Here is a 25,192-nt window from a genome sequence, read left to right on the forward strand (position 1 = left end):
AAATGGCTAACACTTTTGCCTTGATCTTAACGTTAGCAACGTTAATCACCGGTATTATCTGGTGTATAGATCGGTTTAAATTCGCCCCTGAACGCAGGAAAAAACTTGCTCAGATTCAGGAACAGGCAGCAGGTGCGGAATCTCAGGAAGCTTTGGCTACAGAGATTAACAAACCTTCATGGGTTGAGACATTTGCATCTGTCTTTCCTGTGTTAGCCATTGTTTTGCTTCTGCGTTCTTTTGTTTATGAACCTTTCCAGATCCCTTCAGGTTCGATGATGCCAACGCTGCTGATTGGGGATTTCATCCTAGTTGAAAAATTTGCCTATGGTTTGAAAGATCCAATTACACAGACAACTTTGATTAAAACAGGTAAGCCTAAGCGTGGAGATATTGCAGTTTTTAAATATCCCGTTAATCCGAGTCTGGATTTTGTAAAGCGTGTCATTGGCTTGCCTGGAGATAAAATTGTTTACGATGACATAAATAAAGAACTTCAGGTTTTTCCTGGTTGTGGTTGGAATACGGTGTGTAAGAATTTACCTGTTACTTATCGAGATATGTTCCCAAGTGAATGGACTATCAAAGAGGATATTACTCCTGAAGGCGCACCTATGAGAGGGGTTTATCCAATTCCTATCGAAGAACAACTGGGATCAAACAGTATTCGCCAGGGGGAACGGGTTGAGCGTTTAGGTAATGTGTCACACCACATTTTGACTGTCCCTGGAGCATCAAATATCCCGTTTTTCAGTCAGCCAGGGTTGCCACTTGGAACTTGGGTTGTCCCTGAAGGTCATTATTTCATGATGGGCGATAACCGTGACAATAGTTCGGATAGCCGGGTATGGGGATTTGTGCCGGAGAAAAATCTGGTAGGGCGAGCAACAGCAATCTGGATAAGTTTTGAAAAACAGGAAGGCGAGTGGCCCACTGGCGTACGTCTGAGTCGAATTGGGGGAATTCACTAATATTTATATATTAGCGAAGCATTAATTCATCTCACAGTGTAGAATATTCTGCCAAACGAGATGACTGGCTTTCTAGAATGATGGACATTTTAGGAAGCCAGTGCAAACGCAACAGTTTTGTAGGGCCTATCCCCACAGGTCTGTTGCGTGTGCTTTTTTGATGAATTCTGACTGAATTGGTAGCACATGAACTCCATAATAATTAATAGGTTACAGCGTAAGCTGGGATATACCTTTATACAGCATGATTTGTTACTTCAGGCGCTGACTCATCGTAGTGCCAATAGTAAACATAATGAGCGTCTGGAATTTCTTGGCGACTCAATCCTGAGTTTTGTTATTGCCAATGCACTTTATCACCGTTTTCCCCGTGTTGATGAAGGGGATATGAGCCGTATGCGGGCAACACTGGTGCGAGGCAATACGCTGGCTGAACTGGCCAGAGAATTTGAGTTAGGTGAATGTCTGCGTTTGGGGCCAGGTGAGTTAAAAAGCGGTGGGCATCGCCGCGAATCTATTTTAGCAGATAGCATTGAAGCTTTGATTGGGGCTATTTTTCTGGATAGCGATATTCAGACAATTGAAAGGATTATATTGAGTTGGTATGAAACTCGCTTGAATGAAATTAGCCCGGGCGACAAGCAAAAAGATCCCAAAACACGTTTACAGGAATATCTGCAAGGGCGTCATTTGCCGTTGCCATCATATCTGGTTGTTCAGGTTCGTGGGGAAGCACACGATCAGGAATTTACAATTCACTGTCAAATCAGTGGATTTGAACAACCTGTTAGAGGAGTAGGTTCCAGCCGTCGCAAGGCAGAACAGGCGGCTGCGGAACAAGCATTAAAACAACTGGAGCTTGAATGAGCGAAGAAAAAAACTATTGCGGATTTGTGGCAATAGTCGGGCGGCCCAATGTCGGTAAATCGACTTTATTGAATCAGTTACTGGGCCAGAAGATATCTATCACTTCCCGTAAACCCCAGACGACGCGGCATCGTATTATGGGTATCCATACGGAAGGGGTTTATCAAGCCATTTATGTTGATACACCGGGGCTTCACATAGAAGAAAAGCGTGCTATTAACCGTTTGATGAACCGTGCGGCGAGCAGCTCAATTGGTGATGTGGAACTGGTTATTTTCGTTGTCGAAGGTACACACTGGACAGCAGATGACGAAATGGTTGTGAATAAACTGCGTAATTTGCATTGCCCAGTGATATTGGCCATTAATAAAGTGGACAATGTCACGGATAAAGCCATCCTTCTGCCCCATATCGGTTTTCTCAGCAAGCAGATGAATTTCCTTGATGTTGTGCCGATTAGTGCAGAAAAAGGCATGAACGTTGATACTATTGCCAAAATTGTGCGTGCTCATATCCCGGAAGCTGGACACCATTTCCCAGATGATTACATTACTGATCGCTCACAGCGTTTTATGGCATCAGAAATCATCCGTGAAAAACTGATGCGTTTTCTGGGTGATGAACTGCCTTATTCTGTGACAGTGGAAATTGAACAATTCGTTACCAATGAACGCGGTGGTTACACCATTCACGGTTTAATTCTGGTAGAGCGTGAAGGCCAGAAAAAAATGGTTATTGGTAATAAAGGCAGCAAAATCAAGACGATTGGCATAGAAGCCCGTCAGGATATGGAAAAGCTGTTTGATAATAAAGTTCATTTAGAACTGTGGGTAAAAGTGAAAGCGGGTTGGGCTGATGATGAGCGAGCGCTGCGCAGCCTCGGTTATATCGACGACTTATAAGGTTGATTTGTGGACGGCTGGCAGAGAGCTTTCGTACTTCATGGGCGCCCTTACAGCGAGACCAGTTTACTACTGGATTTCTTTACTGAAAATGAAGGGCGGGTACGTGTTTTAGCGAAAGGTGCACGCCGTCGTCGCTCTCATCTGAAAGGTTGCCTGCAACCTTTCACCCCGTTGCTTGTTCGTTGGAGTGGACGGGGTGAAATCAAAACATTGCGGGATGCTGACCCTATCTCATTAGCGCTTCCCTTGACAGGAAGTGTGCTATATAGCGGTTTATACGTAAACGAGCTATTATCCAGAGTTCTTGAACAAGGCGCGGCATATCCTGCACTTTTCTTTGATTATCTTCAATGTTTACAAATTCTTGCGGCAAGTGAATGCACGCCTGAATATGCTTTACGTCGTTTTGAACTCGCCTTGCTAACCAATATGGGATATGGAGTAGACTATCTTCATTGTGCAGGTAGTGGTGAACCTGTGTCAGATACAATGACTTATCGTTACCGTGAAGAAAAAGGCTTTATTGCCAGCCTGGTTGTTGATCACTTCAGTTTTACTGGTAATGAACTAAAAGCGTTGGCAGCCGGTGAATTTACTGATTCACTCACCTTGAAAGCAGCTAAACGATTTACTCGCATTGCGCTGAAGCCTTATTTGGGGGGGAAGCCCTTAAAAAGTCGTGAATTATTTCGCCAATTCGTACGTAAAAAAACTGATACCCCTAATCAGCAAAATGAAAATTAAAATGTGATTTTTCTTTATGATGGCAAGTGTATACTTTCTTGAATCTTATGTTATTACAGGAGTTAAAAATGGCTGAGGTATTATTAGGTATTAACATTGATCACATTGCAACGGTACGTAATGCCCGCGGGACACAGTATCCTGATCCAGTACAGGCTGCATTTGTTGCAGAGCAAGCAGGAGCTGATGGGATCACCGTTCACCTGCGTGAAGATCGCCGCCATATTACTGATAGAGATGTTCAACTATTAGCAAAAACGATTCAAACCCGTATGAACCTTGAAATGGCAGTAACCGATGAAATGATTGATATTGCTTGCCAAATCAAACCCGTTTTCTGTTGTTTGGTTCCTGAAAAGCGCCAAGAAGTGACAACGGAAGGTGGCTTGGATGTATTAGGGCAAAAAGTGCATATTGCTGCTGCCGTTAAGCGTTTATCGGAAGCAGGTATTTTTGTTTCCCTGTTTATCGATGCAGATCACCAGCAAATTGACGCTGCGGCTGAAGTGGGAGCGCCATTTATTGAGATCCACACAGGCGCGTATGCAGATGCAGAAAATGATACCCAGCAGGAACAAGAATTTCTGCGTATTAAAGAAGCTGTGACTTACGCCGCTGGTAAAGGCATCAAAGTAAATGCGGGTCATGGTTTGACATATCACAATGTACAGCGTATTGCTGCCTTACCTGAGATTTATGAATTAAATATCGGTCATGCCATCATTGGCCGTGCCGTATTCAGTGGTTTGCCTGCTGCTGTGGCCGATATGAAAACGTTGTTGCGGGAAGCGCGCCGTTAATGGCTATTGTTGGGTTAGGCACAGATATAGTTGAAATTTCTCGCGTTGAGGAAATTGTCGAGCGTTCTGGTGAACGCTTGGCAAAACGTGTTCTAAGTGACAGAGAATGGCAACAATATCAGCAGCATAATCAACCGATTCGTTTCCTTGCAAAGCGATTTGCTGTTAAGGAAGCCGCCGCAAAAGCGCTGGGAACAGGTATTCGAAATGGTCTGGCTTTCAATCAGTTTGAAGTTATTAATGATCCCTTGGGAAAACCCACATTAAAACTTCATGGTGAAGCAGAAACTCTGGCTGACAAACTGAATGTAAGATCCCTGCATGTCACATTAGCGGATGAACGGCGTTATGCCTGTGCGACGGTGATATTGGAAAGTTGATTTTAGATCTTATCTGCATGATGTAAGAGCACGAACTTATCCCACAGTTGCTCTTCAGTTTCTTGGTGGTCAGGGTTAAGGATAATAGTATTGGTGATCGGGCAGACGGACTGGCAGGTTGGTTTTTCATAGTGTCCGACGCATTCAGTGCAGCGTTCTGAGTCAATTTCATAAATTTCTACGCCCATTGTGATGGCCTGATTGGGACATTCAGGTTCACACATATCGCAATTGATGCAGCGTTTGGTAATTAATAGCGCCATTTCAGTCTCTTATATAAATTATCATTTAAAATCATACAATTAAATCACTTCTGTATTCGTTACGTTTGCCCGGTTCTTGTGTTTTTATACAGTATGGCTTACATTGAAAAACCGTATCCCGTAACACAAAACCGCAACACATACTTATTTCTGATGTCTAAAATATAGTAATGTGTGAGCTATTATATCAACGTAATGGTATTACGGAGTTCTTAATGAAAAGCGTAGTAATACAATTACCCAAATCTCATCAAAATGACGAATATTTAAGCGCTCTGGCTAGCTGGGAGTCATGCAAGCCCCTTTAGCTTATATTAATATTTATTCCGATGTATAGCAGGAACTCTTCCTTTGGCAGGATAATATAAAAACAATCAGAAATTATTAAGAATAAATTACTAGACTTACTGAGGGCGGAAATATTACATTAACTCAGAACAAAACACTAACATAAGTGAAATCTCATCACAAAAAAAATAGCATAATAATATAAGGAGAAAAAATGCCTTTTCATCAACCTTTTAGAGAAAAAGTTGCTCATGATGACCTCATTTATGGGTTAGATGGCGCCAGGATAAAATACACTCAAATGAGAAATGGGCCATTTACATTCGTTGATCTTCGCAGGGATGTGTACAAACCCAGACCTCACACCATAGATGAGTATGTCGTTCAAGGAGAGCGAGAAGCGCTTGCCAAGGCGGAAGTATTAAAACGAGATAAGATAATGAAAATGAAGACAAGACCTTTATATCAGGAAAGCTTCACATCATACCTTCAACACCATGAAAAATATCAGACTACCACACTTAGTGGACTTCCATACGATGGACGCTTATTCAGCAGAAAATGTAAAGGAGGATTAGCTTGGATTACTATGCGCAATGACAGTATAACCAAGAATATGCATGTACATTTTATTCTTGATGATATAGACATGAAATATATAGTGAAAAAACTCAGACACCCTAATGCTCGAAATCCAACCGATATCACTGCGCACGAGTTAAGATGGATTTATAGAAATAGACATCTCCCCAGTGTTCAAGAAAAAATACAATTTTGGTTGAATGGTCACCCTACCTCTCCACCTTGGGAGAATGATGAAGGAAAAAAATATGGAGACTATATACACCAAAGTCTGAAATTGAAGAGGCTTTTAACTCTGGTTCACCTATAGATTTGTTTTTCTAATGTACCCATATAGAAAAAACTTATTTGAGGGAATAATTTTGTTAAAGGATTAAACTGATTGATTTTGGTTAATGCGTAATTATACCTCAAAGTTAAGCCAGAAATAGTAGTGTTCCAGTGCTTCTTTCAGCTTATGTTAGACATGAATATTAATACGTAACCACTTGATAATGTTAATATTTACTCAGATGCATAGCACGAACCCTTCCGATAATATAAAAACAATCAGAAATTATTAAGAATAAATCACTAGACCTACTGAGGGCAGAAATATCACATTAACTCAGCACAAAACACCAACATAAGTAAAATTTCATCATCAAAAACACAAGATAATGATATAAGGATCAAAAATGCCATTCAATGCACCGTTTAGGCAAAAAATTCATCTCGGTGATCTTATTTATGGACTAAAGGATCAAAGAACAAACTACACTAAAAAATTTCCTGAATTTAAACTACTTGAACTAAAAATGAGTCAGTACAGAGTACGACCTCGAATAATAGATGAATATGTGATTCCCGTAGACGCTGAGATGAGGAGTGATGGTCAGAAACGAAAAAACCGAATGACCTTGGGGAAAAAAAAGCGTTTCCAAAGTAACTTTATGTCATATCTTGATCAGCATCCTAAATATTACACTACCCAAAAATCCTTGGCAGACATAAAAAAAGAAGAAGGAGAAGAAAGGGAAAAAATAAATGCTAACGTAACGTTACAACTCGGTAGAAAATGCAAGGGGGGATTATCTTGGATAACCATAAACGATGACGAAATGACCAAAGATATGCATGTACATTTTATTCTTGATGATATAGACATGGAATATATAGTGCAAAAAAAAGAATATCCTAGTTCTTGGGGATCATCAGATATAACTGCGAGTGAGTTAAGATGGGTTTATAGAAATAGACATCTTTTTCGGGTTCAACAAAAAATACAGTTTTGGTTGAACGGTAAACCTACTACGCCACCTTGGGAGAGCAAGGAAGGCGAGGCATTATGGAATCAATACATACCCAAAAATGAGCCATTTTGATGGTTTTATTAGCGCAGTCTCCCCTAAATAGGCTTAACCATTATATGGGTAGTCTTACCACCCTATACATAGCTACCAATGCTAGCTGTTTATTGGGAAATTATAGTTCCTCTATACTGCCATAAAATACACAGAATGAGGTTGTTTTATGGCAGATGCTCTCGCTTCCGTATCAAACGGAAAACTCTATAAAGGTCAATTACTGAACTATTACTACAGTCGCCGTGCGGAATCGGCCATCGGGGTTAACGGCCAGTTTCTGATCACCAAAGGCTGGTTCGGGATGTCATCCCTTGTCACCGCCAACCCCACCGGCGGCTGGGACATTGCCGATATTCCGCTGAATTTCGCCAATAAAGATCTGTTGAAGAAATTCGCGGAATGTTTACTGATTTGTACCGTCTCCGGCAGCACCATTTCAATCAACGCCACGCTCCCTGAATCGGATCTCCCTGAAGATACGGCTTTTGACTTCAATACACTGGCGCTGGCGGATAATAAAGGCAATATTTTCGGCGTATTGTGTTGCCAGCAAGACACGCTGCATAAGGGCAAATTATTCACCGCATTAATGACCATTGAGCAGAAGGTGGCCTAATGTCTCAGGTGATCAACGAAGCGGCCGTGCTGTCCAGTAACAGGGATGCCCTTGGTCACTACAAAATATCCTGTATCCTTGGCTATAACGCTGACGGTGCATGGGATGTTCATGGCGGTATCAGTGTTCCCCGTGACGTCAATGGTAATGAGTTAGTGTATGTCGATGATAAAGTGCTGCCGGATGGGGCTATTGAAATTAAGGTGACTCACCGACAGAACGCCCATATGCCTGCCAGATTGCAGAACAGGCGCATTAAGTCACAGGATGAGCAGACCCATTACACGGATGATGAACCCTGTGATTTACCCGCAGGAACCCGATTAGACGTCCGTGTCCAGATGCCGGAGGATTCTATCTGGAACCAGAAACAGGTATTGGTGTCTGATCCTCAGCAGGAGTATAGCGCCACGTCAGCCGTCAATAAATAGCCAATAGGGGAGATTAGCGGGTAGTTGGGTGGATTGGGTGAATTGTGGTCGGATGTTGGGGGGGTAGCAAGTGGACAAACTCAGTAGATGAAAGTAGTATTTATTTATGGTTTTTGTGTTACTCGTCCCGATCCTATCAATTTAGTGCCTCAGAAACGCACAACACAAACTATAACACATGATTTTAGTTGATTGATTTTACTTATTATATTGCATGGTTCACATATATCGCAATTGATGCAGCGTTTGGTAATTAATAGCGCCATTTCAGAAAAATATCTATTTATATCTCTGGTTCTTCAGTGTCGCGCAATGTAACACACAATCAAAAAAATCCCCAATAATTATAGGTCTTCTTCCAACTAAGTTGTTGTGAATGATTGTGATAATATCTTTCGATTCTGTGTGTCTCTGGAGTTTTTGTCATGAAACTAAGCTCTTTTACGGAAATAATATTACCGGATAATTATCACACTCAAGATTTTTTGGCTTTTCATCACAGAGATGAAAAGGGTGCTTCTGAAATAGTGCAACAAAGTCGAATGAAAAAGGGAATTATTTGGCACGGAAATCCGGCTTTACTGACTGTATCTATTGATAAACACCGGGCGCAGATCCAGCTTGAGGTTGATGGTGATGACGCACATCAATCAGAGAAGGCTTTATCCACACTAGCTTCACATATGCTGGGATTGTTGCAGCCTGTTGAAGAATTTGAATCTATGTATCAAGCTGATCCGGTTATTGGCGAGTTGGTTACCAGACAGGCGGGGTTACGAATTTATCAGTCAGCAACACCTTTTGAAGCACTCAGTTGGGCAATTATTGGTCAGCAAATTAGCTTAAATGCGGCAATTTCTATCCGTAGGCGATTTATTCAGGCTATTGGCGTTAAACATTCTTCAGGATTGTTGTGTCATCCGACTCATGAGCAAATAATTCAGTGTTCAGAACACGATCTACGCCAGTGTGGTTTTTCTGTCAGTAAAGCCAATGCGTTGCTGAATGTTAGCCAATTAATTGATTCGGGTGAGTTGAAATTAGCCATAACAGAAGGTGAAATTAAACGGCTTACGGATAATCTGCTCGCCATTAAGGGAATTGGCATGTGGACAATCAATTACGCTTTGTTGCGCGGATTTAATTATTTAAATGGTTCACTACATGGCGATGTGGCTGTAAGGCGCAACCTCCAATACTTACTCAGGCAGGGAGACAAGGTCAACGCTGATCAAACAGAAGCATGGCTGTCAGAGTTTTCTCCTTGGAAGGCACTTGTGGCTGCACATTTATGGAGGCAGCAGTCCAGTAGTGGGTATTGATGGGGAAACATCAATACCACTCTAATCCTTTGTAAGGTGTTTTACGTAATGTATTAAGGCGACTTGCAAGGGAACCAACATGGATCTCAAGTTGATGTCCGTCAGGGTCGAGAAGATAAATCGATTCTCCCTTACCAACGGACATAGGGAGTAAACCCTAACAGGTTTATATAGAAATCGAGACTGTGCTCAAGATTTGAGGTTGTCAGTGTCAGATGGTTAAGGTCTGTCAGCATGAATAGTTGTCCTTTAATTTTCATTCATTGAGAGGTTTTGGCGATGTTATTTTTTTCACCATTTGAAGATCTAGCTCAACAACTTTTGCCTATTGCAGTAGAAGGTGATGATGGCGCTCATGATATTGCCCATTTGCATAGAGTATGGCGAAACGCGAAGAGAATTTGTGAGGTTGAATCTGGAAATTTACAGTGGGTATTGGCCGCAGTTTTATTACACGATTGCGTCAGCGTTGAAAAAAATGATCCCAATCGACATCTTGCTTCTCATATGGCTGCAGAAAAAGCGGCATTGATACTGAAAAATCTAGGGTGGGGTGGAGAAGATATCGCTGCTGTTTGCCATGCCATTGAAGCTCATAGTTTCTCAGCCGGTTTAACTCCCAGAACATTAGAAGCCAAAATTGTACAAGATGCTGATCGATTGGATTCCATTGGAATGGTTGGTGTAGCTCGTTGTTTTTATACTGCCGGCCGTATGCGCTCTGCACTGTATGATTTTCACGATCCTCTGGCAAAACACCGTGAATATAATGACACTGGCTACACGCTTGATCATTTTTATACCAAGCTATTCAAAATAGAATCTGGCTTTCAAACGGAAACGGGCAGGCAAATGGCTCGTGAGAGGACAGAACGCATGGAACACTTTCTTGAGGCTTTTTTGAATGAAATTCAGGTTACATAAGCAAATTGAGATGAGTGAATCAATATTAATGACTAATAGTTATAATTAGCGAGATTTTCATAAGTAAGAGAACCTGTAGTGACAGAGATATATAGTGCAGAAATATATAGTGATGAATACTGGATGCGTCGGGCAATGGAGCTGGCAATGCAGGCACAATCTCATGGCGAAATTCCCGTCGGGGCTGTACTGGTTGCCGATAATAAAATTATTGCAGAAGGCTATAATCATCCGATTACCGAGCATGATCCTACTGCCCACGCAGAAATCATTGCTCTGCGGCGTGGTGGAATCGAATTGCAGAATTACCGTCTGTTGAATACGACCCTATACGTCACTCTGGAACCCTGTGTTATGTGTGCAGGCGCGATGGTGCATAGCCGGATACAGCGGCTGGTATATGGTGCAAGTGATATGAAAACCGGCGCAGCCGGGTCATTGATTGATATCCTACGGCATCCGGGCATGAATCATCAGATTGAAATCACTGGTGGCGTACTGGCGCAAGAATGTGCCACGATGTTGAGTACGTTCTTTAAACAACGCAGAGAACAGCATAAAGCATTGAAAAAATTAAAAATACAACAGCAGGAAACGCCATAATCGGTTATTGCTAAGGAACTTTTTGAGATCACGTCGGTGTTTTGACTTCCGGCGTTTTTTCATTAACCACGGCTTTATTCCCTTCTCCATCTGAAAGAGGCACGATGACCTTATCTATTGGTGTTTCATGCTCCGCTTTCTTGCTGCGTTTATTTTTTGCTCGCAAGTACCCTTCCAGACTCTGATAATAACGCCGAATGTTTTCGACATAGCGATACGCTTCATAGCCACGGGCATAGCCGTATGTTGTGTTGGTATAGAACTTTTTCTTGCTTAACAGATCAAGGCGAGATTTGATATCCAGCCAACGGTCAGGATTACCTTTTTGTTCTGCCGTGAGTTTTCGGACATCGAGAATATGCCCATAACCCATGTTATAAGCGGCTAGGGCGAACCAGATACGTTCATCTTCAGGAATGGTTTTCGGCAACCGCTCCATCAGATAATGCAGATAAGCCATACCCCCTTTTACACTTTCTTCCGGATCAAGTCGATCACTGATCTTGACCCATTCTGCGGTCGGGCGAGTAAGCATCATCATACCGCGAACGCCTGTGGGTGAGGTTGCCTGCGGGTTCCAATGTGACTCTTGCCATGCGATGGCTGCAACTAACTGCCAGTCAAGTGAGCCAGCGTATTTCTCAAAAATAGGCTGATATATCGGTAATGTACTATTGATAGCGCGAATGAATGAAATAGTATCAAAATAATCGAATTGGTAGATATGACTGAAATATTTTTCTTCCAGCTGTGGTATCACATCGTTTTCTGACATCTGATTGAAAAAATCGAGCATGGCAGAGTAAAGGCTATAGTCATCACTGCGCTTCAAATACCAAGTCAGAGGGCGTTCCCCATTCACTTCAAAAGCAAAGGCCAAATTAGGATGAATACGCTGTTGCAGGGAAAAACTGATCGAATCGCTGATCGTATAGTCAATTTTACCTTCGGACACCTGCTCAAGTAATTCTCGTGTATTATCGCGTGATGTATCTTCCCAAGTTAAATTGGGATAAGACTCTTCTTTATATTTTTTTAGCTCTCTGGCATGGGCAGATCCCTCAGTGACAACCAGTGTGCCGTTTAAATCGCCAAACGTGCGTGGGCGGGGTGTACCCTTACGGTAAATCAGTTGCTGTGAGACTGAGTAGTAGGCAGGGCCAGTGCGTGCCTGATCTAGCCGTTCCTCATTATAGATAAGGCCAGCAGCCAGAAAATCTGCGTTATCGTTGTCTAAGTCATCAAAAATCTGGTTAATATTAGTGCGAAAATGAATGACAAGTTTTACGCCTAGATATTCAGCAAATCGTTTGGCTAATTCATAGTCGAATCCCGTTGCTTCATTTTTGCTGTTTGCAGAAATCAGAGGGGAACTGATGGTACTAATCCGAAGCTCTCCCCGTGCCAGGATCCTGTTTATCTGCTCCTGCTGTTTGTTGGGCCAATTGATATTGAGGCCAATGATTGCGGCAGAGAGGAGCGCGATAATGACGATGACAAAATAATTTATCTTGATATTGCTCAAATAGTTATCTCTTGTCAGTGCGGTAGGTTCCGTATGAAATGTGAAATATAGCATGGTTAAATTTCCAGTAATTGAGCATTTTGCGTAACAAAACTGGGATGTGCAACCTTATTGAATCAATTTTGAAATTCTACTAATTGTATTATTCGATTGAATAACCGTCACGCAAACGGTTTCGTCAAAGGAAACATTCCTCTATAATGTCGGCGTTTCCCCCTGCGGCATCAGTCAGGCTTTGCTTCTAAGATGAGAGAACCTATTACTATGGAAATTCTGCGTGGATCGCCCGCTTTATCAGCGTTTCGTATTACTAAGCTCCTTTCCCAGTGCCAAGATCAGCAGCTTCCCGTTACAGAGATTTATGCAGAATATGTGCATTTTGCAGAAATTCATTCGCCTATCATAGGAAATGAGCGGGAGAAATTAAATCGGTTATTAAAATATGGCCCCTCTTTGGATGAACATGAACCTAAAGGTCAACTATTGCTGGTGACTCCTCGTCCGGGCACGATATCTCCCTGGTCATCAAAAGCGACAGAGATTGTGCACAATTGTGGCCTGAAACAGATTGCCCGTTTGGAAAGGGGAATTGCCTATTATATCCAGAGTGATGAAATGAGCGATGGGCAGTGGCAGGAGCTGTCTGCGTTACTGCATGATCGAATGATGGAAAGTGTGTTCACTCAACCTGAACAGGCTGAAGCCCTGTTTTCTCACCAAGAGCCTGCACCACTGAAACAGATCAATATCTTGCAGTCAGGGCGTGCTGCATTGGAATCAGCCAATATTGAATTAGGATTGGCTTTGGCAGCCGATGAAATTGATTATCTGATGAGAGCCTTTCGGACGTTAGGGCGCAACCCGACCGATGTTGAACTCTACATGTTTGCGCAGGCGAACTCTGAGCATTGCCGCCACAAAATTTTCAACGCAGATTGGGTTATTGATGGTCAGGAACAACCTAATTCACTGTTCAAGATGATCAAAAACACGTTTGAACAGACGCCGGATTATGTTTTCTCTGCTTATAAAGACAATGCAGCCGTGATGGAAGGTTCGCCGGTTGGGCGCTTTTTCCCCAATCGTGAAAGTGGTGTGTATGATTACCACCAAGAGCCTGCCCACATATTGATGAAAGTTGAAACTCATAACCATCCAACCGCCATTTCTCCTTGGCCCGGTGCGGCAACGGGATCAGGCGGGGAAATTCGGGATGAAGGTGCAACAGGGCGAGGTGCAAAACCCAAGGCCGGATTGGTCGGTTTTTCGGTATCTAATCTGAAAATTCCCGGATTTGAACAACCGTGGGAAGAAGATTTCGGTAAGCCTGATCGGATTGTCAGTGCGCTGGATATCATGCTGGAAGGCCCGTTGGGAGGTGCTGCGTTTAACAATGAATTTGGGCGTCCAGCGTTGCTAGGGTATTTCAGAACTTATGAAGAAAAGGTGAATTCCCATAATGGCGCAGAATTGCGTGGTTATCACAAGCCCATCATGTTGGCGGGTGGGATCGGGAATATCCGTGAAGAACATATTCAGAAAGGCGATATTTCTATTGGCGCGAAGTTGATCGTACTGGGTGGCCCAAGCATGAATATCGGTTTGGGTGGCGGTGCGGCTTCCTCAATGACATCAGGCCAATCTGATGCGGAACTGGATTTTGCATCAGTGCAGCGTGACAACGCAGAAATGGAGCGCCGTTGCCAGGAAGTGATCGATAGCTGTTGGCAATTGGGGGATAAAAATCCGATCCTGTTCATTCATGATGTGGGGGCGGGTGGGTTGTCAAATGCGATGCCTGAGTTAGTCAGCGATGGCGGCCGGGGTGGTCGCTTTGAGTTGCGTAACATTCTCAATGATGAGCTGGGGATGAGTCCATTGCAGGTATGGTGCAATGAGTCTCAGGAACGTTATGTCATGGCAGTGGCACCAGAACAACTTGCACTGTTTGAGGACATTTGTCGTCGTGAACGTGCTCCGTATGCAGTGATTGGAGAGGCGACAGAAGAACGTCATTTGCTACTGAATGACAATCATTTCGATAATCAACCCATCGATATGCCGCTGGATGTTTTACTCGGCAAGACGCCAAAAATGCTGAAAAATGTGGTGACACTGAAAGCGCAGGGTCATAATTTGGAACGCAGAGGTATTGATTTAGCTGAAGCGGTAAAACGAGTCCTGCACTTACCGGCAGTGGCAGAGAAAACATTCCTGATTACGATTGGCGATCGTTCAATCACTGGGATGGTTGCTCGTGATCAAATGATTGGCCCGTGGCAAATTCCAGTGGCGGATTGCGCTGTCACTACGGCTAGTTTGGACAGCTATTATGGTGAAGCGATGTCAATAGGTGAACGTGCGCCTATCGCTCTGTTGAATTTTGCAGCATCGGCGCGTATGGCGGTCGGGGAAGCGCTGACCAATATCGCCTCTGCTTATGTACAAGATCTGAAACGGGTGAAATTATCGGCTAACTGGATGTCAGCATCAGGCCATGCCGGGGAAGATGCCGGATTATATGCTGCGGTAAAAGCGGTGGGCGAAGAACTGTGTCCGGCGCTGGGATTAACAATTCCTGTCGGCAAAGATTCCATGTCGATGAAAACTTGCTGGAACCAAAACGGTGAAGAGCGTGAAATGACTGCACCGCTTTCATTGGTTATCACTGCATTTGCACGGGTGGAGGATGTTCGTTACACCGTGACACCAGAGTTATCTACCGATGATGACAACGCGCTGCTGCTGATTGATCTGGGGCAAGGGCAAAATGCATTAGGAGGGACGGCACTGGCGCAAGTTTATCGTCAGCTTGGTGACAAAACCGCAGATGTTCGCAGTACTGAGCAACTCGCAGGTTTCTTTAATGCGATTCAGCAATTAGTTTCAGAACAAAAGCTGCTGGCCTATCACGATCGCTCCGATGGTGGCTTGTTGGTGACACTGGCAGAAATGGCTTTTGCGGGTCATTGTGGGCTGCGTGCTGATATCAGTGCATTCGATGAAGATATTTTGGCAGCACTGTTTAGCGAAGAATTGGGCGCAGTGATTCAAATTCGTCAGACCGACAGAGAACAGGTTGAAAAACTGCTGGCTGATTATGGCCTGAGCGAATGCGTACACTATTTGGGGCAGGCTCAGGCGGGAGAGGATTTCGTGATCTCCAGCAACGATATGGACGTCTATCGTCAAAATCGCAGCACATTGCGCTTATGGTGGGCGGAAACGACGTGGCAGATGCAGCGCCTGCGTGACAACCCAGAGTGTGCTGACCAAGAGCATCAGGCGAAACAGGATTTGAACGATCCCGGTTTGAATGTGAAGTTAACCTTCGATCCGGCAGAAGATATTGCTGCTTGCTATATTTCGAAACAAGTGCGTCCGAGAGTTGCAGTATTGCGCGAACAAGGTGTGAACTCCCATGTCGAAATGGCGGCTGCATTCCATCGTGCGGGTTTTGACGCTGTGGACGTTCATATGAGTGACTTGCTGAGTGGGCGGATTACGCTGGATCAATTCCAGACATTGGTTGCTTGTGGTGGCTTCTCATACGGTGATGTACTGGGTGCGGGCGAAGGTTGGGCAAAATCCATTCTATTTAATTCACAAGTACGGGATGATTTTGCGAACTTTTTTGCAAGACCGGATACTTTAACCCTTGGTGTGTGTAACGGCTGCCAGATGATCTCCAACTTACATGAGTTGATTCCGGGAACTGAGCACTGGCCGCGTTTTGTACGTAATCGTTCAGAACGCTATGAAGCACGTTTCAGTTTAGTGGAAGTGGCAGATAGCCCTTCACTGTTTTTGCAAGGAATGGCGGGTTCTCGTTTACCAATTGCGGTTGCTCATGGTGAAGGGCAGGTGGAATTCAGAAATAGCCAGAGTTTGACTGAATTGGAAAAACACCAGCAGGTTGCATTACGTTTTGTCGATAACTATGGTCTGGCGACAGAAAACTATCCTGCTAACCCGAATGGCTCTGTGAACGGTATTACTGCAGTGACTAGCCTTGATGGACGAGTGACGGCGATGATGCCGCATCCTGAAAGGGTATTCCGTACTGTCAGCCATTCTTGGCATCCCAAAGAGTGGGGGGAAGACGGCCCATGGATGCGTATTTTCCGTAATGCGCGCAAACAGTTGGGCTAATTTCTTTCGTTATCATTCTTCCTTTGGTATTAGTCCCTGAAGATTTACCAGGGTTTTAAGCTAAGAATCACAAGACCTGCTTTACGCGGGTTTTGTGATTTAGCAATGAGGAGTGTTGCTCACGAATGTTTCGTAAGCCCTCACCGCGCCAGTTCTGCAAAAGAACGCTGAGGATATGGTACTCACTATGTGAACTCACATAATCATCTATCGTGCGTGCCAATAGAAACTGGAGTTGATGCAATTCAATTGAAATGTCTCCATATTGCGACAATGGCCTCTTAATCTGTCTCAAATAAGAGACATTTAATGATATGATTTTATTGATAAAATAATTTTATATGGTTAAGTGTCATAAATTGGCGACAAAAATAGATAATTGATATCAAAAAATATTCATCACAAAGCAGAGTGTATGAGGATGTTATTTTTATTTTCAATAAAATCAATTTGTTAATGTTTTTATTTGAAAGTTGGCATGCAATATGCTTAATAAAGGGCAGTTGCTCATTCAACTTTTTATGTCGGCCCACAATTAGGTGGAAATATGCCACATAAGCCCAGAATGATGCCGAAGTAAGGTGCCTACCGTCCAACTTAATGATACTCGCCTTCGGGCCTTATCAAACTACGGGCGACACGTGGAGTGAGGCACCACCTACATGCTCATCAAGCAGTATGAAGGGTTCTCACTGGCGGGATAGTAGATAAGATACTATCCCGCCGTCATTATTACAGATAACTCCTGTCCATCGTGTTCATGTAGGCATCCGTTTGTATATGCACCCGCATAGCTCTCAACAATCCACTATTTTCAAAAACTAGAAAAAGTAACAATAGAATTCATCATCTGGTAGGCTTTTTTCTCCGCCTCATGTCGGTTAGCATCAATGTAATTACAGGTTATGAGATGATTTCTTTGAATAAATGGCGTTTATTTCCCCGTTCATTGCGCCAATTGGTGTTAATGGCTTTCTGGCTGGTGCTATTGCCACTCTTAGTACTGGCTTATCAGGCTTATCAAAGTCTTGATCAACTCAGTACTCAAGCTGCCGAAATTAACCGCACGACTTTGGCAGATGCCCGCCGTAGCGAAGCGATGATAGGCGTAGCCCTTGAAATGGAACGGAGCTACCGCCAGTATTGTGTATTGGGGGATGCCAGGCTTGAAAAGCTCTATCAACGTCAATACCGACAGTACCTCAACATGCTTGGCAATCAGATGATGATGCTGGCTAATAAGGAATATACCGAGAGGTTTAATCAATTACTGTCCGGTCTTGCCAAAATTTCCTGTAGTAATGGCATGCCAGAACCGGCGGCAAACAAGCGGCTTGAACAATTTTCCACAGCCAATAATCTCTTGGTGCAAGAAACCCGTAATATCATCTTCATTCGTGGTGAACAACTACAAAAAGATATTGCAGACAAAGGGCAGTTATTTGGCTGGCAGAGCCTAATTTTATTCCTGTTGAGTGCTTTTTTGATCACCCTTTTTACCCGTATGATTATCGGACCGGTGAAAGGGATCGAAAGTATGATTAATCGGCTGGGGGCGGGGCAAACACTGGATAATCAGATTGAATCCTTCCAAGGGCCACGGGAATTGCGATCACTGGCGCAGCGTATTATCTGGCTGAGTGAACGTCTGTCTTGGCTTGAATCTCAGCGGCACGAATTTTTACGTCATATCTCCCACGAATTAAAAACGCCTCTTGCGAGTATGCGTGAAGGCACAGAATTACTGGCAGATGAAATAGCAGGGCCACTGACGGCAGATCAAAAGGAAGTGGTGAGTATTCTGGACAGCAGCAGTAAACATTTACAACAACTCATTGAACAGCTGCTCGAATATAACCGCAAATTGGCAGATAGCTCTGTCGAGCATCAGAATGTATCTTTAAAAGAAATTGTCGATAGCGTCGTATTGTCACATCAGCTACCAGCACGTGCAAAAAATATTAATACTGAAATTCAATTGGATACATCTTTTTGTTGGGCAGAGCCTAAACTATTGATGCGAGTGATTGATAATCTCTACTCCAATGCAGTGCACTATGGTGCTGAATCCGGTAACATCTGGATTTCCAGTCGGCAAGTAGGTAAAAATATTCAGATTGACATTGCTAATACGGGGACGCCTATCCCTGAATTAGAGAAAAGCATGATTTTCGAGCCATTTTATCAAGGAAAGCTGCAACGCAAAGGCGCGGTCAAAGGAAGTGGTCTTGGCTTGAGTATTGCGCAAGATTGTATTAAACAGATGGGGGGAGAACTGCATCTGATAGAACCCGAATTTGCTGACGTATGTTTTCGAATTGAACTGCCATTAACCGCAGAGAATGACTAAATAATATGTATAACAGGTTTACTTACCGTTTTATGACGAAGACGGAGCAGCAGAATATTGTGATTCAACCGATGAAAAAACCTGCTGTCATGCAGCATTTTCTTGAGCGGGCTTCAGCCCTGCGTTTCCGTGCCATAATACTATTGTTTATTCCCTACTTGCTGGCAGGATGCGCCGAAACTACCGGAAATGATGAGTTATTGACAATAGCCCAAGCTATTATGCCAGAACAGCGGGTTACGGATTACCGGCTTAAGGGGTGTGATGGAATATGGGATATTGTCAAACCAGCGGCAATGGAAAACGGTCTTTATTGGTTGAAGGTGATGGATTGCACGGATCGATTATCCTCGCTGGAAGCTCGCGATACTGCCAAACGTTTTACGCCGACTGCACCGACTGATTGGGGGCACGTTTTCAAACAGAGTATCTTGATGAGTCGAGCCACTCCTACGCTGACTGAACGTCGCAAAATTGTAGAAAACCTCAACCGATATAGTCCACAATTTCCGTCCGCATTGCGGCCACTACTGCAATTGTGGCGCGAACAGCAATATTTGAAAATTAACCTTGCAGAAGAAAGGTTGAAATTCCAGCGACTGCAGTTTGATAGTGACAGTAAAATTGATCGACTGAAAGAAATACGGGCACGTTTGGAGCATGATCTTCGTTCAATCTCCCGCAAACTGGAAAACTTGACTGATATTGAACGCCAGCTTTCCTCACGCAAACAAGATCAGAGCAGTGTTGCCACATCGGGTGAAACCGAGCATTTAGGTAACGTAGAAGCCTCTGAGCAATTAAAGCCGGAAGCCAAGCCAGAAATGAACCAGAAAACCGAATCAGAAGCCAATCTCCCAGAAGAAAAAGGAGCTGAATAATAATGACCGTGCGCAATCCCGCCCGTCTTCTTTTAGTTGACGATGATCCAGGCATACTAAAACTATTGGGAATGCGTCTGACCAGCGAAGGGTTTCGTGTCACGACGGCAGAGAGTGGTCATGAAGCGTTGCGTCTATTGGCGAAAGAAAAAGCGGATTTAGTCATCAGTGACTTACGCATGGACGAGATGGATGGCATGGCATTGTTTGCGGAGATTCAGAAGCAGCACCCCGGTATGCCAGTGATTATTCTGACCGCTCACGGTTCTATTCCCGATGCTGTTGCGGCGACACAGCAAGGTGTATTTAGTTTCTTGACTAAACCCGTTGATCGTGACGCCCTTTATAAAGCCATCGATGCTGCGTTGGAACTGTCAAAACCGGCCATAGATGGGCAGTGGTGTGAACAGATTGTAACGCGGAGCCCCTTAATGCTGCGTTTGCTGGAACAGGCAAAAATGGTCGCTCAATCAGATGTCAGCGTCCTGATTAATGGGCAAAGTGGAACGGGTAAAGAAGTGTTGGCTCAAGCTATTCATCGGGTAAGCCCCAGAGTGAAGAAACCTTTTATTGCGATCAACTGTGGCGCTTTGCCTGAGCAATTGCTGGAGTCTGAATTATTCGGCCATGCCAAAGGCGCATTTACTGGTGCGGTCAGCAGTCGAGAAGGGTTGTTTCTGGCGGCGCAGGGAGGAACGTTATTCCTCGATGAAATTGGTGACATGCCACTGGCACTGCAAGTCAAACTCTTGAGAGTTTTGCAGGAACGCAAAATTCGTCCATTGGGGAGTAACCGTGATATAGACATTGATGTCAGAATTATTTCCGCCACTCACCGTGACTTACCAAAGGCGATGCAGCGCAATGAGTTCCGCGAAGATCTCTACTATCGACTGAATGTCGTTAACATGAAAATTCCTGCGCTGAATGAACGGGCTGAAGATATCCCTTTATTGGCTAATCACCTGTTACGTGCATCCGCCAAACGCCATAAACCTTTTGTCCGCAGTTTCTCTACTAATGCGATGAAATGCCTGATGGCAGCAAGCTGGCCGGGTAATGTACGTCAGTTGGTCAACGTTATCGAGCAGTGTGTCGCACTGACGACCGCACCGGTGATTAGTGATGCACTAGTCATGCAGGCGCTGGAAGGGGAAAACACAGCATTGCCGACATTTGTGGAAGCTCGTGGCCAATTTGAACTGCATTATCTGCGTAAACTGCTGCAAATGACCAAAGGCAACGTCACCCATGCTGCCCGTATGGCAGGACGTAACCGGACGGAATTTTATAAATTGCTGGCTCGTCACGAATTGGATGCCAACGATTTTAAGGAATAACTTTTCTGCCACTCCAGAAGTTCTTACACTGGATATAAATTATATAGAGATACACTGTCTTGATAAGACAGAGAGATGAATTATGGCCCAGGAGAGCCGCAATCTATGAGTCGTACTCTTAATATCGTTCTTGCCCAGCTAAATTGGCTGGTGGGAGACATTGAAGGTAACAGCAAACGTATGTTGCAGACAGTACAGGAACAGCAGGAAAAAGGTGCTGATCTGGTTATGTTTTCTGAATTGGCGCTGTCAGGCTATTTTCCTGAAGATCTACTGTTCCGTGCTGATCTGCATCAACGTTGCCGTGAACAATTGGTACGTTTGCAGGAGGCAAGCTCTCAGGTCGCTATTCTGGTTGGTCATCCGTGGCAACAGGACGGTAAGACTTACAACGCACTTTCTCTGTTTTGGAAAGGCGAAGTTATTGCTCGTTATTTCAAACAATTACTGCCTAACTATGGCGTTTTTGATGAAGAGCGTTATTTCAAAGCGGGTGATCAAAGCTGTGTTGTACCATTCAAAGGCTATAATCTTGGTTTATTAATCTGCGAAGATTTGTGGTTTGATGCACCAATTGACGCGTTGAAACAAGCAGGAGCGGATATCATTCTTTCCCTTAACGCTTCGCCTTATAACCGGGAAAAACCGAATATTCGTAGCACATTGATTCAATCGCACTGTCAGCGAACTCAATTGCCAATCATCTATCTCAATCAGGTGGGGGGACAAGATCAGCTGATCTTTGACGGTTGCTCGAAAGTCTTTGATGCAAATGGCAAAATTACCCATCGGATGGCGGCTTTTGAAGAGCAGGTTGAGCAGTGCCATTTCAATGAGATGAATATTGAGCCAATGGCAAATTTGATCCCTCAATTGTCGCCGCTTGCGCAAATCTACAAGGCACTGGTGCTTTCTGTTCGTGACTATGTGCAGAAAAATGGTTTTAAAGGTGCATTGCTGGGTTTATCAGGCGGAATTGACTCTGGCCTGACACTGGCGATTGCGGTGGATGCCTTGGGTAAAGATCACGTACAGGCTGTGATGATGCCATTCCGCTATACCTCCGAAATGAGTATTCATGATGCCAGAGAACAAGCGGAATTATTGGGTGTTGAATTTGATGTGGTATCCATTGAGCCGATGTTTGATGCGTTTATGACGCAACTCGAACCGATGTTTGCGGGGACTGAAAAAGACACGACAGAAGAGAATTTGCAGGCACGCTGCCGTGCAGTCATTCTGATGGCGATGTCGAACAAACGCCGCCGTCTGGTACTGACGACCAGTAATAAGAGTGAATCGGCAGTAGGGTATTCGACCCTGTATGGCGATATGGCGGGTGGTTTTAATGCATTGAAAGACGTCCCTAAAACTATGGTATTTGCACTGTCGAAATACCGTAATACAGTATCCCCTGCCATTCCTCAACGTGTGATTGATCGACCACCATCTGCAGAACTGGCACCCGATCAACTCGATCAGGATAGCTTGCCGCCATATGACATGTTGGACGCTATTCTTGAAGGATATGTAGAAAAAGATAAATCCGTGGCTGACTTAGTTGCAGAAGGTTTTGACGAAGCCATTGTTCGTAAGGTGATCCGGTTGGTTGATATCAACGAGTATAAACGCCGGCAGGCACCTATCGGCCCACGTATTACAGAGCGTGATTTTGGTAAAGACAGGCGCTACCCGATTACTTCTGGTTTCGGGCGTAAAAACTGGTAATAACAGGAAAACTTCATGAAAAAGATTGATGCAATTATCAAACCTTTCAAGCTGGATGATGTGCGTGAAGCTCTGGCAGAAGTGGGTATCACTGGTATGACTGTGACAGAAGTGAAAGGATTTGGTCGCCAGAAAGGGCATACTGAACTATATCGCGGTGCAGAATATATGGTGGATTTTCTGCCAAAGGTCAAAATAGAAATTGTGGTACCGGATGATATTGTTGATACCTGCGTCGAAACTATCATTCAGACTGCGCAAACGGGCAAAATCGGCGATGGTAAAATTTTCGTCTTTGATGTTGCTCGTGTTGTGCGTATTCGTACTGGTGAACAGGACGAAGAAGCGATTTAACAAAAACGGCTGAAGTGATAACGGGCGTATGCAGTAAAGATACGCCCTGAATGGTTTATCACTTAATCGAGTATAACACCGCGTTAAAGTACTTTATGTGGGCCAAAACATTCATAATGAATATGTTGTTTATCAATGCCGATTGCCAAGAGCTGTTGGGCGATATATTGCATGAATACGACGGGACCACAGAAATAGAATTGCATTCCTTCCTCAGTGATTGAATCTTTCACGACAGATAAATCCATGAGTCCCATATGCTGGTAATCTGCGCCTTGTTGATCTTCGTTTCTTGGCTCACGATACCAAACTTGAGTATGCAGATTGGGCATAGATTGAGTAATCGCATTAACTTTATCTGCGAAAGCATGATAACCACCATGTTCTGCGGCATGGAACCAATTCACTGTACCAACATGGTGTTGATTATGCAGATGTTGCAGCATACTCATCATCGGAGTCAGCCCAACACCAGCAGAAATCAGTGTAACGGGTGTATCTGGTTGGACATCAAGGAAAAAGTCACCGCGTGGTGCTGCCAGTAATATGGTATCGCCTTCCTGCACATTATCATGCATATAGTTTGATACCTTGCCTTGTGCTTCACGTTTAATAGCGATTTGGTAGCTGTGGCTGTTTGGTGCTGTTGTCAGTGAATACTGACGTATTTCCCGGTTTTCAAAAGCGGGAGTGTCCAGGTAGATGCCTAAATATTGTCCTGCTTTGTAATCTATGACCTTACCCCCATCAGCGGGCACAAACTCGAAGCTGGTAATAACGTCACTCTGTGGTTGCTTCTTGTTGACACGGAATTGACGTAATCCACGCCAGCCGCCTTCCTCAGATTCACCTCTTTGATAAATCTCTTCTTCTCGATTGATAAAGACATTTGCCAATACCCCGTAAGCCTTACCCCATGCATTCAGGACTTCATCGCCTGGATGAAACATTTCATCAAGTGTTGCCAGCAGGTGAGTGCCAACAATCTGATAATGCTCAGGCTGAATATTCAGGCTGGTATGTTTATGAGCAATTTTTTCTACGGCAGGTAATAGCGCCTGTAAATTATCGATATTGGAAGCGTAGGCACAAAGGGCATTGAAAAGTGCTTCACGCTGAGCACCGTTTAGCTGGTTACTCATGTTGAAAATATCTTTTAATTCAGGGTTGTGTTTGAACATACGTTCATAAAAATGTGCGGTCAGTTTTGGGCCGGTAGAAACGATCAGTGGGATGGTGGATTTTATGGTAGCGATAACTTGGCTATCCAGCATAGGAAGCTCCTGAATTTTTCTCAAATAGCGTTGAATTTTATAACATGTATTTTAAATACAACTTATAGCTTTTGGCGTTTTTTGTAAATAGAAAAGAGAGGGGATGTTTTGATTTATGTCATAGAAAGGGTGATTTGTATCATCTCAAGGTTGGACCAATTCCCTAAAAAAGCTATATGTTGAAATATGGTGAGATGTGTGATAAGTCTAAAAGTAAAAATTTTATTTCTATTATGTTAATTATCATGATAGAGATAGGGTGTTTGAATTATTTTAAACTCCATGTTTTAGACTAATATTGTGTAATATGGCGATAATATGACACTCTTTCTTTCTGCCAACTATTAATATTTTATGATAGGATGACCGTAGTATTAATTCTATTGTCCAATGAGTTATTATATTAATTTTCAAATTTTAATTAATTATTTATCTTATTTGTGAGTGTGTTATTAATATTTAAATATAGAATATAGAATATAGAATATAGAATATAGAATATAGAATATAGAATATAGAATATAGAATATAGAATATAGAATATAG

23 protein-coding genes and 1 pseudogene are annotated in these 25,192 nt (G+C 43.5%); 19 read left to right on the forward strand and 5 right to left on the reverse strand.

Going from position 1 to position 25,192, the window contains the following annotated elements:
- Positions 1–2 precede the first annotated feature (2 nt).
- The 6 genes from lepB to acpS all read left to right on the forward strand — a co-directional run bounded on the left by lepB (position 3) and on the right by acpS (position 4,667).
- Positions 3–971 carry a signal peptidase I gene (gene lepB / locus NXS07_RS11200; RefSeq protein WP_038198161.1) on the forward strand — a complete coding sequence of 323 codons (969 nt, stop codon included), beginning with the start codon at positions 3–5 and terminating at the stop codon, positions 969–971.
- Between the two features lie 186 nt (positions 972–1,157).
- Complete coding sequence (gene rnc, locus NXS07_RS11205) at positions 1,158–1,838, forward strand: ribonuclease III (RefSeq protein ID WP_012989530.1); 681 nt, start codon at positions 1,158–1,160, stop codon at positions 1,836–1,838.
- Complete coding sequence (gene era / locus NXS07_RS11210; RefSeq protein ID WP_012989529.1) at positions 1,835–2,740, forward strand: GTPase Era; 906 nt, start codon at positions 1,835–1,837, stop codon at positions 2,738–2,740. The genes rnc and era overlap by 4 nt, the downstream gene beginning before the upstream one ends.
- Positions 2,741–2,749: 9 nt before the next feature.
- Positions 2,750–3,487, forward strand: a complete 738-nt coding sequence (gene recO / locus NXS07_RS11215; RefSeq protein WP_258086754.1) for a DNA repair protein RecO — start codon at positions 2,750–2,752, stop codon at positions 3,485–3,487.
- A gap of 68 nt (positions 3,488–3,555) precedes the next feature.
- Entirely contained in the window at positions 3,556–4,287 is a 732-nt protein-coding gene (pdxJ, locus tag NXS07_RS11220; protein ID WP_038198164.1) for a pyridoxine 5'-phosphate synthase, read from the forward strand.
- Positions 4,287–4,667: a holo-ACP synthase gene (gene acpS, locus NXS07_RS11225; protein ID WP_038216278.1), complete on the forward strand. Its 381-nt coding sequence runs from the start codon at positions 4,287–4,289 to the stop codon at positions 4,665–4,667. Before pdxJ ends, acpS begins: the two co-directional genes overlap by 1 nt.
- A gap of 2 nt (positions 4,668–4,669) precedes the next feature.
- On the opposite strand, the gene NXS07_RS11230 is transcribed toward acpS, so the two are convergent.
- Positions 4,670–4,930 carry a YfhL family 4Fe-4S dicluster ferredoxin gene (locus NXS07_RS11230; protein WP_258086755.1) on the reverse strand — a complete coding sequence of 87 codons (261 nt, stop codon included), beginning with the start codon at positions 4,928–4,930 and terminating at the stop codon, positions 4,670–4,672.
- Between the two features lie 502 nt (positions 4,931–5,432).
- Between NXS07_RS11230 and NXS07_RS11235 the strand changes: the two genes are divergently transcribed.
- From NXS07_RS11235 to NXS07_RS11255, 5 genes are all read left to right on the forward strand, one after another.
- Positions 5,433–6,110 (forward strand): hypothetical protein, encoded by a 678-nt coding sequence (locus tag NXS07_RS11235; RefSeq protein WP_258086756.1) that lies wholly within the window; start codon positions 5,433–5,435, stop codon positions 6,108–6,110.
- Positions 6,111–6,477: 367 nt separating this feature from the next.
- The gene (locus NXS07_RS11240; RefSeq protein ID WP_238099138.1) at positions 6,478–7,164 is read left to right on the forward strand and encodes a hypothetical protein; all 687 of its coding nucleotides are present in this window, start codon (positions 6,478–6,480) and stop codon (positions 7,162–7,164) included.
- A gap of 148 nt (positions 7,165–7,312) precedes the next feature.
- Positions 7,313–7,762: a phage tail protein gene (locus tag NXS07_RS11245; protein WP_258086757.1), complete on the forward strand. Its 450-nt coding sequence runs from the start codon at positions 7,313–7,315 to the stop codon at positions 7,760–7,762.
- Positions 7,762–8,193, forward strand: coding sequence for a phage tail fiber protein (locus NXS07_RS11250; RefSeq protein ID WP_238099142.1), 432 nt, complete (start codon positions 7,762–7,764; stop codon positions 8,191–8,193). Before NXS07_RS11245 ends, NXS07_RS11250 begins: the two co-directional genes overlap by 1 nt.
- A 425-nt stretch (positions 8,194–8,618) precedes the next feature.
- Positions 8,619–9,515 (forward strand): DNA-3-methyladenine glycosylase family protein, encoded by an 897-nt coding sequence (locus tag NXS07_RS11255; protein ID WP_258086758.1) that lies wholly within the window; start codon positions 8,619–8,621, stop codon positions 9,513–9,515.
- Positions 9,516–9,525: 10 nt separating this feature from the next.
- On the opposite strand, the pseudogene NXS07_RS22200 reads toward NXS07_RS11255, so the two are convergent.
- Positions 9,526–9,645, reverse strand: a pseudogene (locus NXS07_RS22200) (glutathione transferase); the annotation flags it as partial.
- 1 nt (position 9,646) lies between these two features.
- The gene (locus NXS07_RS22205; RefSeq protein ID WP_434474352.1) at positions 9,647–9,775 is read right to left on the reverse strand and encodes a VOC family protein; all 129 of its coding nucleotides are present in this window, start codon (positions 9,773–9,775) and stop codon (positions 9,647–9,649) included.
- A gap of 19 nt (positions 9,776–9,794) precedes the next feature.
- Here NXS07_RS22205 and NXS07_RS11265 point away from each other — a divergent pair, with 19 nt between their 5' ends.
- Together NXS07_RS11265 and tadA are read left to right on the forward strand one after the other, a co-directional pair.
- Positions 9,795–10,439, forward strand: coding sequence for an HD domain-containing protein (locus NXS07_RS11265; RefSeq protein ID WP_258086759.1), 645 nt, complete (start codon positions 9,795–9,797; stop codon positions 10,437–10,439).
- Positions 10,440–10,517: 78 nt separating this feature from the next.
- Positions 10,518–11,042, forward strand: a complete 525-nt coding sequence (gene tadA, locus NXS07_RS11270; RefSeq protein WP_038196760.1) for a tRNA adenosine(34) deaminase TadA — start codon at positions 10,518–10,520, stop codon at positions 11,040–11,042.
- Between the two features lie 28 nt (positions 11,043–11,070).
- Here tadA and mltF read toward each other — a convergent pair whose 3' ends face one another.
- On the reverse strand, positions 11,071–12,567 hold the full coding sequence (gene mltF, locus NXS07_RS11275; RefSeq protein WP_258086763.1) for a membrane-bound lytic murein transglycosylase MltF: 1,497 nt from the start codon (positions 12,565–12,567) through the stop codon (positions 11,071–11,073).
- A 264-nt stretch (positions 12,568–12,831) separates the two neighbouring features.
- On the opposite strand from mltF, the gene purL reads away from it, so the two are divergent.
- From purL to glnB, 6 genes are all read left to right on the forward strand, one after another.
- Positions 12,832–16,719 (forward strand): phosphoribosylformylglycinamidine synthase, encoded by a 3,888-nt coding sequence (gene purL, locus NXS07_RS11280; protein ID WP_258086764.1) that lies wholly within the window; start codon positions 12,832–12,834, stop codon positions 16,717–16,719.
- Positions 16,720–17,629: 910 nt separating this feature from the next.
- Positions 17,630–19,069, forward strand: a complete 1,440-nt coding sequence (locus NXS07_RS11285; RefSeq protein WP_038196761.1) for a sensor histidine kinase — start codon at positions 17,630–17,632, stop codon at positions 19,067–19,069.
- A gap of 32 nt (positions 19,070–19,101) precedes the next feature.
- A complete protein-coding gene (gene qseG / locus NXS07_RS11290) occupies positions 19,102–19,950 on the forward strand; it encodes a two-component system QseEF-associated lipoprotein QseG (RefSeq protein ID WP_258086760.1) in 849 nt (282 codons plus the stop codon).
- 2 nt (positions 19,951–19,952) lie between these two features.
- Positions 19,953–21,290 carry a two-component system response regulator GlrR gene (glrR, locus tag NXS07_RS11295; RefSeq protein WP_038196764.1) on the forward strand — a complete coding sequence of 446 codons (1,338 nt, stop codon included), beginning with the start codon at positions 19,953–19,955 and terminating at the stop codon, positions 21,288–21,290.
- A 105-nt stretch (positions 21,291–21,395) separates the two neighbouring features.
- Positions 21,396–23,018 (forward strand): NAD+ synthase, encoded by a 1,623-nt coding sequence (locus tag NXS07_RS11300; protein WP_258086761.1) that lies wholly within the window; start codon positions 21,396–21,398, stop codon positions 23,016–23,018.
- A 15-nt stretch (positions 23,019–23,033) separates the two neighbouring features.
- The gene (glnB, locus tag NXS07_RS11305) at positions 23,034–23,372 is read left to right on the forward strand and encodes a nitrogen regulatory protein P-II (RefSeq protein ID WP_012989424.1); all 339 of its coding nucleotides are present in this window, start codon (positions 23,034–23,036) and stop codon (positions 23,370–23,372) included.
- Between the two features lie 83 nt (positions 23,373–23,455).
- Here glnB and hmpA read toward each other — a convergent pair whose 3' ends face one another.
- A complete protein-coding gene (gene hmpA, locus NXS07_RS11310) occupies positions 23,456–24,661 on the reverse strand; it encodes an NO-inducible flavohemoprotein (RefSeq protein WP_258086765.1) in 1,206 nt (401 codons plus the stop codon).
- Between the last annotated feature and the right edge of the window lie 531 nt (positions 24,662–25,192).

The sequence above is a fragment of the Xenorhabdus bovienii genome, from assembly GCF_024721015.1.
Taxonomy (GTDB): domain Bacteria; phylum Pseudomonadota; class Gammaproteobacteria; order Enterobacterales; family Enterobacteriaceae; genus Xenorhabdus; species Xenorhabdus bovienii.